The 10,931-nt window shown below is 37.3% G+C and carries 15 protein-coding genes and 1 tRNA gene; 14 read left to right on the top strand and 2 right to left on the bottom strand.

Going from position 1 to position 10,931, the window contains the following annotated elements; genetic code table 11:
* Positions 1–143 precede the first annotated feature (143 nt).
* Entirely contained in the window at positions 144–833 is a 690-nt protein-coding gene (locus LBH98_05245; GenBank protein ID MDR0304160.1) for a hypothetical protein, read from the bottom strand.
* Positions 834–1,073: 240 nt separating this feature from the next.
* Here LBH98_05245 and LBH98_05240 point away from each other — a divergent pair.
* The 14 genes from LBH98_05240 (at position 1,074) to coaD (ending at position 10,176) form a co-directional block, all read left to right on the top strand.
* Positions 1,074–1,145: transfer RNA gene (locus LBH98_05240), tRNA-Gln, on the top strand.
* A 49-nt stretch (positions 1,146–1,194) separates the two neighbouring features.
* Positions 1,195–1,761 (top strand): 50S ribosomal protein L25, encoded by a 567-nt coding sequence (locus LBH98_05235; GenBank protein MDR0304159.1) that lies wholly within the window; start codon positions 1,195–1,197, stop codon positions 1,759–1,761.
* A 6-nt stretch (positions 1,762–1,767) separates the two neighbouring features.
* Complete coding sequence (gene pth / locus LBH98_05230; GenBank protein ID MDR0304158.1) at positions 1,768–2,337, top strand: aminoacyl-tRNA hydrolase; 570 nt, start codon at positions 1,768–1,770, stop codon at positions 2,335–2,337.
* Positions 2,338–2,410: 73 nt separating this feature from the next.
* Entirely contained in the window at positions 2,411–2,770 is a 360-nt protein-coding gene (rpsF, locus tag LBH98_05225; protein ID MDR0304157.1) for a 30S ribosomal protein S6, read from the top strand.
* Between the two features lie 3 nt (positions 2,771–2,773).
* Positions 2,774–3,010 (top strand): 30S ribosomal protein S18, encoded by a 237-nt coding sequence (gene rpsR / locus LBH98_05220; protein ID MDR0304156.1) that lies wholly within the window; start codon positions 2,774–2,776, stop codon positions 3,008–3,010.
* 21 nt (positions 3,011–3,031) lie between these two features.
* Entirely contained in the window at positions 3,032–3,496 is a 465-nt protein-coding gene (rplI, locus tag LBH98_05215; protein MDR0304155.1) for a 50S ribosomal protein L9, read from the top strand.
* Between the two features lie 109 nt (positions 3,497–3,605).
* On the top strand, positions 3,606–4,214 hold the full coding sequence (thiF, locus tag LBH98_05210) for a sulfur carrier protein ThiS adenylyltransferase ThiF (protein MDR0304154.1): 609 nt from the start codon (positions 3,606–3,608) through the stop codon (positions 4,212–4,214).
* 97 nt (positions 4,215–4,311) lie between these two features.
* Positions 4,312–6,558 carry a UvrD-helicase domain-containing protein gene (locus LBH98_05205; protein ID MDR0304153.1) on the top strand — a complete coding sequence of 749 codons (2,247 nt, stop codon included), beginning with the start codon at positions 4,312–4,314 and terminating at the stop codon, positions 6,556–6,558.
* A 13-nt stretch (positions 6,559–6,571) separates the two neighbouring features.
* Positions 6,572–6,856 carry an Asp-tRNA(Asn)/Glu-tRNA(Gln) amidotransferase subunit GatC gene (gatC, locus tag LBH98_05200; GenBank protein MDR0304152.1) on the top strand — a complete coding sequence of 95 codons (285 nt, stop codon included), beginning with the start codon at positions 6,572–6,574 and terminating at the stop codon, positions 6,854–6,856.
* Positions 6,856–7,332: a helix-hairpin-helix domain-containing protein gene (locus tag LBH98_05195; GenBank protein MDR0304151.1), complete on the top strand. Its 477-nt coding sequence runs from the start codon at positions 6,856–6,858 to the stop codon at positions 7,330–7,332. Before gatC ends, LBH98_05195 begins: the two co-directional genes overlap by 1 nt.
* A gap of 12 nt (positions 7,333–7,344) precedes the next feature.
* Positions 7,345–8,202, top strand: a complete 858-nt coding sequence (locus LBH98_05190; protein ID MDR0304150.1) for a hypothetical protein — start codon at positions 7,345–7,347, stop codon at positions 8,200–8,202.
* Between the two features lie 2 nt (positions 8,203–8,204).
* On the top strand, positions 8,205–9,140 hold the full coding sequence (locus LBH98_05185) for a PilN domain-containing protein (protein ID MDR0304149.1): 936 nt from the start codon (positions 8,205–8,207) through the stop codon (positions 9,138–9,140).
* A gap of 1 nt (position 9,141) precedes the next feature.
* Positions 9,142–9,693, top strand: a complete 552-nt coding sequence (locus tag LBH98_05180) for an RsmD family RNA methyltransferase (protein MDR0304148.1) — start codon at positions 9,142–9,144, stop codon at positions 9,691–9,693.
* Positions 9,694–9,696: 3 nt separating this feature from the next.
* Entirely contained in the window at positions 9,697–10,176 is a 480-nt protein-coding gene (coaD, locus tag LBH98_05175) for a pantetheine-phosphate adenylyltransferase (protein MDR0304147.1), read from the top strand.
* A gap of 95 nt (positions 10,177–10,271) precedes the next feature.
* Here the strand turns inward: coaD and LBH98_05170 are convergent.
* Positions 10,272–10,931 (bottom strand): methyl-accepting chemotaxis protein (locus LBH98_05170; GenBank protein MDR0304146.1); only part of this gene is annotated, 660 nt, incomplete at its 5' end.

The following is a 10,931-nucleotide window of genomic DNA, read 5'->3' as shown; positions in this document are numbered from 1 at the left end:
TAAGAGAAAATCCGTTAAAATTATCTTGATTTTATAGATGTGTACACTCTGTGAATGCAATATAGTATTTTATATAAAAACATGGTATTTTTTTATCCTTAACTAGGATTGAACCTTTTTTATATATGAAAGTTTAAGATAAGTCAATAATCTTCATTTCCATAATCTGTATCAACCCAACAGTTGCCGGAAGGGTCCCCGTCGCAAATATAACTTTTCACAAGAGCCTCAAACAATTCCGTAACGCCTATTGAAAAATCGCCCTTTTTTATTTCTACTTTACCTTTGGTTGTGGCAAGTACAAGGAATCCGTAAAATATATTACGCGCTACGGATATTTTAAGATTATCAAACATTAATTCGCATGACAAATCACCGGATAATTTTAATTTTCCGTTAATATCTTTTGTAAAATAATACACAGTTCCGTTGTTAGGTTTTTCATAACAGGTATTATCATCAACTATCTTTAATTTTCCATCAAAAAACAAATTGTTATTCAATGAAAAATTAGTGAAAGTAAGATTTGTCATATAGATACAGTTATTTTTTTTTGAAGTTTTCCCCTGTAGTATCCCAGAAAATCCGGAAATTGTAGTATCAAAAGGCCAAGTTATTTTTGTCCAATCTTCTTTATACCTATATAATCCTGATGCTTCACCGACAATGTCTATTACTGGTACTTGCTGTGGAAATAATTTATAAGTCGCGGTATTTAAAATTTCTCTTTCTTCTTCAGAAATATGTTCCACTTCTTTATTGTCTTTTCCTGAACATGAGAACGTAAACAAAACAAAGAGGATTGCGATAAGAAACAATTGAATTTTTTTCATTTCCTTAATTTCCATAATAACGTAAAAATTCTATAATAGTAAATATAACTCATTCTTCAAATAATTTCTGATATTTTATTTTTTATAAAAAAAATCGCGGCGTATTTAATGATTTTAAAAATCTCAAAAAACACTATTGAAATTTTAAGAAAAATTATCGTTTTATCGCCACTTTGATTTGGAAATAAATTATATTTGCCCCTGATTGTCGGTGGAATTTTTTGGAAAATGATATTTCATTGGGGTGTCGGCAAGCGGTTAAGCCTGCGGGTTTTGGTCCCGCCATCGAGGGTTCGAATCCTTCCACCCCAGTCGCTCATGTTTGAAAAATATGTGTATCTTGTTTCTTAGGAGGAACGATTTGGATAAAATTAAACTAACAGCCCGCGTACGAAAACTTACGGGGAAATCATATACCCGCAAGGCAAGAAAAGCGGGATGGATACCTGCCGCTTATTATGGGTTTGGTATTGAGCCGATTAAAATAGAAGTTGACGCCCATGAATTTAGTTTGATTGTAGCAAGAAAACAGCACAACAAATTGATTGAACTTTCGGGTGAAGGAATTCCAGCCGATGCGCTTGCTTTTATTCGCGAAAAACAAAGGGACGTCGTAGTTGACAGAGTTTTTTATCACGTTGATTTTCAGAGAATTGATAACAAACGTCCGGTTAAGGCGCGAAGTTTTCTTAAATTGGTAGGGGGCAGCGATGCGATAAAATCCGGCGCTATTCTAAATCAAGCGATGTATGAAGTAGATGTCGAAGGTTCGGTAAACTCTATTCCCGATGTAGTGGAATTGGATATAAGTAATCTTTTGGCCGGCGATTCGGCTGTAGCCGGAGACGTAAAACTTCCGCAAGGGGTTCGCCTTTTAACTTCGTCTGCGCGTGTCGTAGCGCGGCTTTTAGGAAAGGCGGCAAAATAGTTTTTTATGAATGGCATTGCGGTTTTGATGGGAATAGGTAATATAGGAGAAAAGTACGTTTCCACAAGGCATAATGTAGGATTTATGATTACGCATAAGTTTGTCCTGAACGGTGCGATGTCAAAAGAAAAAAAATTTAAGCATTCACAAGTTTGGGAGTGTATTTTTGATAATAAGACGATAGCCGTGTGCCATCCGAATACTTATGTAAATAATACCGGAATTGCGGCGAGAGAATTGCTTGATTATTATTTGATAGACGAAAAAGAGATGCTTGTAGTTGTAGATGATTTTAATTTACTGCTTGGAGCGATGAGATTTAGAGGAAACGGAAGCGACGGCGGGCATAACGGATTAAAATCAATTATTGCGAGTACTTCAAACGAGTTTCCGAGATTGCGATTCGGAATAGGCGCGTTGCCGGAAAACGTTTCGATAGTTGACTTTGTTTTGGGGAAATTCACCGAAGAAGAATTGAGAATAGTTGACGAAAAAACGGATGTTGCGGCGCAGGCGGTTGAGTGTTATTTGAAAGAAGGAATTGTAGCCGCTATGAATAAATACAATTCCAAATAATTTGGAAGTGAGTTTTTTGTAATAATCCATCTTCTTTTTTAATAAGGAAGACAATGACCGATGGAGGGTTTTGATGAGTAAGTATGAAACTATTGTGATATTTGAAGGTTCTTTGCCTGCAGACACGATAGAAAAAGAACGTAAGAAGATTGAAGATTTGCTTACGGCAAACGGAAATCTTGTGAATGTTGACGAATGGGGAAAGAAAGTTCTCGCCTATGAAATCAACAAGAAAAAAACAGGGGTTTATGTGCTTTTCGTTTATGAATACAACGGAAATGCGGGGAAATTTATTAATACCAGCTTTAAGTTTAACGAAAATATAATTCGTCATCTTACCGTTATTTATGAAGATAACGCTATTATCGCTCCGCAGAAGCCGGAGTCCGAAAGAGCGGCAACGGACGAATCAGACGAAGAAGAGGAGGATTAGAATATGCCGAGAAACAATAACGCTATTATAAGGTATAAAGTTTGTTCTTTTTGTGAAGATAAAATTGAACCGTCTTACAAAAATTCGGATTTGTTGAAAAAAAAATTGACGGAAAGAGGGAAAATTCTTCCCGGAAGAGTTACTGGCGTTTGCGCTAAGCATCAAAGAAAGCTTGCTGCAGAAGTGAAAAGAGCGAGGTTTATCGCTTTGCTTCCTTTTGTCGCGGAAAATATTCACTAATCGGAGGACAGGGAGAAAACTATGAAAATTATTCTTCAAAAGGATTTTGACCGTCTTGGAAACGCTCATGACGTAGTTGAAGTAAAAGACGGATACGGAAGAAATTATTTAATTCCTGAAGGGGTAGCGGTTTTGGCGACCGCAGGAAATTTGCGCCATAATGAAGAAATGAAAAAATACTCGACAAAGAAATTTGAAAAAGAATCTCAGGCTGCGAAAACTCAGGCGGATAAAATTAATGGACAGCAATTTACCATAATGGTAAGAGTAAAAGAAGGCGATGATATTTACGGTTCCGTTTCACAGCAAGATATTGTCGAATTGCTCGAAAGTAAAGGTGTTGAGTTGCCTCGTTCCGCAGTTCTTATCGGCGATCCGATTAAAAAGCTGGGTGTTTATGATATTGCAATTAAATTTTTCCGTGATGTCGAAGCGGTTATAAAAGTTTGGGTTGTGAAAAAAGAAGAAGAACAGCAAGTTTCTTAATTTGGGATTTGGAGTCGGAAACGAAAATATAAGAGGCGTAGAAATACGCCTTTTTTTGTTCTGAAAGTTAAGTGTAAAGTTATTAATTGTTTAAAATATGAGGAGCGAAATGGGGGAATTTGATGAAATTAATGCGGTTTATTACAATTCGCGACAAATTGAAAAAATCAGAAAGGTTCGTGTAGGCATTGCAGGTGCGGGCGGGCTTGGTTCAAATTGTGCGGCTGCGCTTGTGCGGGCGGGATTTATAAATATTACCGTAGTAGATTTTGACGATGTTTCCCTGTTAAATTTGAATCGTCAGTTTTATTTTGAAAACCAAATCGGACAAAAAAAAGTTAAGGCGCTGAGCGAGAACTTACGTAAAATAAATCCTAATCTGAATTTATCCGTTTTTTCGCAAAAAATTACTTCAAAAAACATTGATTCGTTTTTTGAAGATGTTAATATTGTCGTCGAGGCATTCGACACGTCCGAGTCAAAAGCGCTTATTGCGAACAGGTTTTTACTTGATGAAAAATATTTTATATGCGTAAGCGGACTCGCAGGATATGGAAACAGCGATCGCCTAAAAATCCGTGAAATAGGGGTGAAGTCGTGGATAATCGGAGATGAAACTTGCGATGTGAAAAATTTTTCTCCGCTCGCACCCGCCGTTTTAATTTGCGCCGCAAAACAAGCCGACAAGATTCTTGAAATAACACTTGATTTGCTGTGAAAAACGGGCTGAATAATTTTACGCATTTGATCTGCGGCAAAAAATATTTTTAATTGAAACTTTGCAAACGGCTGTTCGAACATCGAGGTAAAATATAATGTATGACGAAATAATTAATTCGTTAAATGAAATCCAAAAGGAAGCGGTATTTTATGACGGCGGGTGTGAACAGGTTTTTGCGGGAGCCGGTACAGGAAAAACAAAAATTCTTACGTCCAAAATTGCATGGCTTCTTAAAGAAAAGCATTTGTATCCTAATCAAATTTTTGCAGCGACTTTTACAAAAAAAGCCGCGAACGAAATGAAAGAAAGGGTCGCTAACGCAATAGGACAAACGGTTGACGGATTGTGGATAGGAACTTTTCATTCGCTTTGTTCTAAAATTTTACATGTCGAAGCCGAAAAAATAGGTTTTACAAGAAATTTTACTGTTTATGACACAAGCGATCAGCAGACGCTTATGAAGTCTGTTATGAAAAATTTGAATGTCGATGAAATGCGTTATTCTGTAAAGATGACGCTTGGAATGATTTCTTCGCATAAAAGTAAATTTGAACTTCCTCAGGAATTGTCTGACCGTGCAAATTATTATACGGACAAAAAATTTATAGAATTGTATTCGGAATACCAAAATGCGTTAAAAAAGGCAAACGCTATGGATTTTGACGATTTGTTGCTTTATACTCTTATTCTTTTTGAAAACAATAGTGATGTTTTGGGGAAATATCAAAATTATTTCAGATTTATTTTAGTGGATGAATATCAAGATACAAACACTATCCAGTTTATGCTTGTCAAAACGCTTTCCGGCGGTAATACGCCTGTTTTTGTGGTCGGCGACGACGATCAGTCGATCTATAGCTGGCGTGGAGCGCAAATTGAGAATATGCTTCAATTTCCTGTGCATTTTCCAAACACGAAAGTATTCAAATTGGAGCAGAATTATCGCTCAACCGAGCATATTTTGAATTTTGCAAATAAGATGATTGAGGCGTCTGTAAAAAATCGTGTCGGTAAGAAGTTGTGGACAGGTAAAAAAAGTGATATGCCGGTAAAAGTTTACAATTATTCAAGCGATTTGCAGGAAGCGCAAAGAGTCGCCGACGAAATAATTGATGCCGTAAATGACGGTTTTAATCCCAAAGAAATTGCTATTTTGTATCGTACTAACGCACAGTCGCGGCTTTTTGAGCAGCATTTGCAAGGTAAAGTTCCGTATATTGTAGTAGGCGGAGTATCGTTTTATGAAAGAAAAGAAATCAAAGATATTTTAGCTTATTTGAAATTTTTGGTAAACATTAACGACGACGTTTCGTTTTTGAGAATTTTAAATGTTCCCGCCAGAGGAATTGGCGGGACGAGTCAAGAAAAAATAATTGCCGAATCAATGAATAGGCGAATAAGTTGCGGAGAATTAGTTTTATCGGGGAATGCGGAAAAATTACTTTCGTCAAAAGCGGCTTCTGGAATTGAACAATTACGAAAAATTCTTGAAAATTTGCAAAAATCAATTTCAAACGGGAATTTGGCAAAAGATATTATCGGAGAATTGTTGGAACAGACGAGTTATATAAAAATTTTGGCGGAAGAAAAATCGGAAGAGGCGAATGACAGAATTGAAAATATTAAAGAATTAGTTAATGCCGTCTCATATTGGCAGATAAAAAATCCGCAAGGCTCTGTTTTGGAATTTATAGAAGAAATTACTTTGGCTAGCGCAATCGATAATTCACAAGGCGATAAAAATGCGGTGAACCTGATGACTTTTCATTCTGCCAAAGGCTTAGAGTTTGATAAAGTATTTTTAGTAGGAATAGAAGATGATATTTTGCCGTCCGGTCAGTCTCGTGACGATAAACAAAAAATTGACGAGGAATGTCGTCTTTTTTATGTGGGAATTACGCGCGCCAGGAGAGAACTTTCGTGTTCGTTCGTTTCGAGAAGAATGCGTTTCGGTGGAGTGAAGCCGATGTGTATATCGTCGTTTTTGGAAAAAATTCCAAAAGACGCTTATAAATTATTTAGTTTAGTTAACGAATATGACAGTCATTCTTCTTTTTTACAACGTAATAATGCGAATTATACTTTCCCTAAATTATTTTCTTATGCGAGTCCGCAAAATAAAGAGGAAGGTTTTGTCGAGAAAAAAACATATTCTTACAATGAAAATTCCGGTTCGGGTAAAAAACTTCGTGTCGGTATAATGGTTCGACATGATAAATTGGGGATAGGCAGAGTACTTAATATCGCAGGTTTGGGCGAAGAAGAAAGGGCGACGATATTGTTTAACGGCGGCGTTAGAAAACAACTTATGACGAAAATTGCAAAATTGGAAATTCTTTGAAAAGAGGGAACGTATGATAAGCGTTGAGATCGTTGATAAAATAGCGAATTTAGCGCGTCTGGCTATAAAGCCGGAACAGAAAGATGCGGCGGCAAAGTCGCTCACAGATATACTTGATTATGTTGAAAAATTGTCGAAAGTCGATACGTCGGGAGTGAATCCGACCGCATATATCACGGCGGATTGCGGTGTTTTGCGTGATGATATAACTAAGGAAGAACTCTCACAGGAAGCGGCGCTGCAGAATGCGCCAAGCGCTAAGAAATTGCATTTCGCAACACCGAAAGTGATTGGTTGATGAAACTGAAAAATCCCATTATCTGTAAAAGCGTTCATTGCAGGATAATCGCTTTTTGGATAGTAGGAATTGCAGGATTGTGGACGGCGTCAATATTTAAAGATGCGGAAAAAAAACCTAATGATGCGATCGTTGTGCAGGTTTTTCAAGAAGAACAAAATATTTATTTTGATGGAGAAATTCCTGATTTTCAAAAAAACGATAAAGACGTTGTCGTAAAAAAAGAAGAAAAGACTAAAAATAAACCTGCAAACGAAACGGTTAATGCGGCAAAAAAAAGAAGTAAAATTGTAAACATAAATACTGCGAATATAGACGAATTGGTTTTGATTCCGGGAATAGGGCAAACGACTGCGCAGAAAATTATTGATAACCGTAAAGAAAACGGTAAATTCTTAAGTGTTGAAGACTTGAAAAAAATAAGCGGAATTAGTGAAAAAAAATTTGAGTCGCTTAAGAATTTTGTGAAATTATAGGAGTTTTAAATTTTGAAGGCGTATGGAATTTTTATCGGATATGATTTTATGTCTGTTGCGAGCCGAAACTTTGGCTCACCGATTGTTACTCCTTTGCTCATTCATCCGCTTCACAGGACAATGAACAGATATAGAGAAGTCGAGAAAGCATTTAGTCGAATTATTTCAGGACGACACGTTTCTGCGAATAAGTCTTCGGTAGCGCTTGTTTCTTTTGAATCTCCTGAAAATATAATATTTGTTACGGATTCATCCGAAGATGTCCCAGACATAAACGAAATGATGAGTTGGGAACTGCTTCTTCGTACCGGAGCGCCTGTTAAAGATTACAATATTTCATCTTCTCCCGCCTCTTTAAACAAACGTCTTGTCGCCGCTTCCACAAAAAAGGATATCGCATTCTATACTAAGCAAATAGAACGACTTGGAATTAAAACAATAGCAATTGAGCCGCCTATTGTTTCCGCCGTAAATCTTTTTGATTTTAATTATGACGTTTCAGGCGAGGCGCTTGTTGCAATATCCGGTCATCATAAAATAACACTAGCGTACATAAACGACGGAGATTTAATCGATATTGCACAGTACACCGCTCGTTTGTCTGAGTTGGTTTCTTCCGAAGATATTATGAAAATTCGTGCGGAAATTTCTGCGCGGAATTCGATAGGAAAAGATGTGCCTATGTATCTTACCGGCGATTTGCTTGCCGATAAAGAATACGCTGATTTTTTATCAAACGATTTAATTAATTGTTCGTATATTGATCCGTTTAAGTGCGTAGATGTTCATGAAAAAACTAATAAAGATTTAATGGAGAAATATTCGTTGGTATTTGGTGTCGCCGTTTCACTTTCAAATAAGACGGTATGAATATGATAGAAATTAATTTAATTAATTCCCCAGCATATGTAATCGGAAATTACACAGAACCGTTTGTAAAAAAAACCGCCGGAATTATTGTCGTTACGGCTATTTTTATTTTAATTCCCGTTTTTTCGTTCTTTTGGGTACAAACGGCTGAAGAAAGGTTTGCCGATAACGGTGAAGATTTAATGGGCGTTATGGAAACTTCTCAAGAAGTTAAGACCAGAACGATGATGGATGCTATTGTAGAAGAAATTGTGGACCCGGTAAGTAAAATTTTTCCTAAAAACGCTATAGGAAATAAAAACTACGAAGAAATGGCTAAATGGGAGCAAATCAATTATGAAGTTAAATTTACTTTTCTGCTTTTGGAAGCGTTTTCAAAGATTCCTCCGTCAGGCGTTTTATTCAATAATATAAGAGTATCCGACTATAAATTGCTTGTCGCCGATGGAACGGCGCCTGATAAAGAAACGATTTCAACAATGCTTTCAAGATTAAAAACAAGTGAATGGGAATTATTGCCTAAACCGAAAACAAGTATTAGAGACGGTGGAAGTTTTTATTACTTTCATATAGAAGCCGAATATTATCCGGGAATGAAAAACGTCATAAAACAGCCGATAAATCCAGATAATATTCCTGACCTTCCGCGCTTAGCCGGAGTAAAGGATGCCGTAGTCAAAGCGGCAAATTCGGCGGGATTAAAAAACCAAGGACTGATTTTAGAAAAATCACAGTATGAACCGGATGTTAAAGAGTATGTTTACAGTATTAAAATCAGCGGGAATTTCAATAATTTGTTGATTTTTTTCAAAAAACTATCCGATATAAATGTTCCGATTAGATGCAGCGAAATTTCTATAAAAAACAACGGACAATTAACAGGTAATTACGGACAATTATTTGAAGGCGTTGTAAAAATAATTATCAATGTGCGGTAATATGAAATTGCAAATCAGCGGCGGAAAATATAAACGCACCAAAATAAATATTCCAAAAGACCTGAGTAATTTTCGCCCTACGAAAGTCATGGTCCGCGAAGCGGTTTGTAATGTTTTGCAAGGCAGGATATCGGCCGCCGAAACTTTAGAACTTTGCGCCGGAAGCGGTATGTTTTCTATGGAAATGATTAGTCGAGGCGCCAGAAATGCGCTTGCCGTAGAGCAAAATCCAAAGCTTTGTACGTTTGTAAAAGAACAGATAAATAAATATACGTGGAAAGAACAGATTGAAATTTTGTGCGAGGACGCCGTTGCTTTTTTAAATAAAATAGAAAAAAAATTTGATATAATTTTCTTTGATCCGCCGTATTACGTAAACGAACTTACAGAAATTACCATAAACTTACGGAATATTTGCTCTAAAAACGGTGTTATTGTTTTTGAATTTGCAAGCGATGACGATTTTGCAAAAAAATTTATTATAGAAAATTGTGATGATTGTAATTTCCGTAAATATGGAAAGTCTTCTGTCGCTTTTATTGGAGGAGGTTGATTTATGTCTATAGGTTTATATCCGGGTACGTTTGACCCTATAACGTTCGGACACATTGATATAGTGATTCGCGCATCAAAAATTTTTACTAAAGTGGTTGTCGTTATTGCGGATAATCCGAATAAGAAGTGTTTGTTTTCGGCTGATGAGCGTTTGAATTTTGCCATAAATTGTTTAAAAAATTATTCTAATGTCGAGGTTATAAAGTATGGCGGTTTAGTGATTGATGCGGTAGCGCAAACAGAAGCGTCAACAATAATCCGCGGACTTCGCGCATTATCGGATTTTGACTATGAGTTTCAGATGGCGTTTACGAATCGCCAATTAAACGATAACGTTGAAACGATTTTCCTTATGCCGTCATCGCAATACACGTATTTGAGTTCGTCGTTAGTAAAGCAACTTACACGGTTCGGCGGGAATGTCGATAGTTTTGTCGCGCCTATTGTCGCCGATGCGTTAAAGAAAAAATATAAAGACTGATTGTTCTGATTTGGCGCCGTGTCTATTATTATTCTTCCCGCCGTTTCTGTTTTTCAAAACGGCAGGAAGAATTAAAGGAAAAGACCTTAGCGGTTTTAGTAATCCTTATCGTCGTCAAACGGGATAAGCGTCTCAGATTCATGTTTTACTTTCGCAGGATTATGAGCGATTACCGTTACCGGTCGTTTAATAAGTTTTCTGGAATTAACGCTTTTGTGTTGTCTCGCCCTTGTGATCTTCGCCTCTTCTCCGTCAATAATGCCAATCAATTCACCGACCAAATCATCCATTGTAATCGACTGAGAGTTCAATTCTTCCGAACTTGCGGCCAATTCTTCCGAACCGGCGGCGTTCGCCTGCGTTATCTGATCCATATTTCCAATCGCAGAATTAACCTGAGCGACTCCACGCGCCTGCTCTTCGGCGGCAATCGTAATTTCATTCACTATCATCGCTATTTTGTTCGATACCCCGGTAATTTCTCCAATCGCTTCCGACGTTTCTTCCGCCAACCCCACACCTCTGGAACTGCTTGCCTGAGAACTTTCGATAAGCTGCGCCGTTTTCTTTGCGCTTTCGGCGCTTCTTTGAGCGAGATTTCTCACTTCTTCCGCAACTACCGCAAACCCTTTACCGGCTTCACCCGCTCTTGCCGCTTCTACGGCGGCGTTAAGAGCCAAAAGATTCGTCTGGAAAGCGATTTCGTCAATATCTTTAAGAATCTTTGCCGTTTCGTTACTTGAATTTTGAATTTC

Source organism: Chitinispirillales bacterium, from assembly GCA_031254455.1.
In the GTDB taxonomy this organism is placed as follows: Bacteria; Fibrobacterota; Chitinivibrionia; order Chitinivibrionales; family Chitinivibrionaceae; genus WRFX01.
The sequence above is the reverse complement of the archived record's forward strand: the minus strand, read 5'-3'. Positions and strand labels throughout refer to the sequence as shown.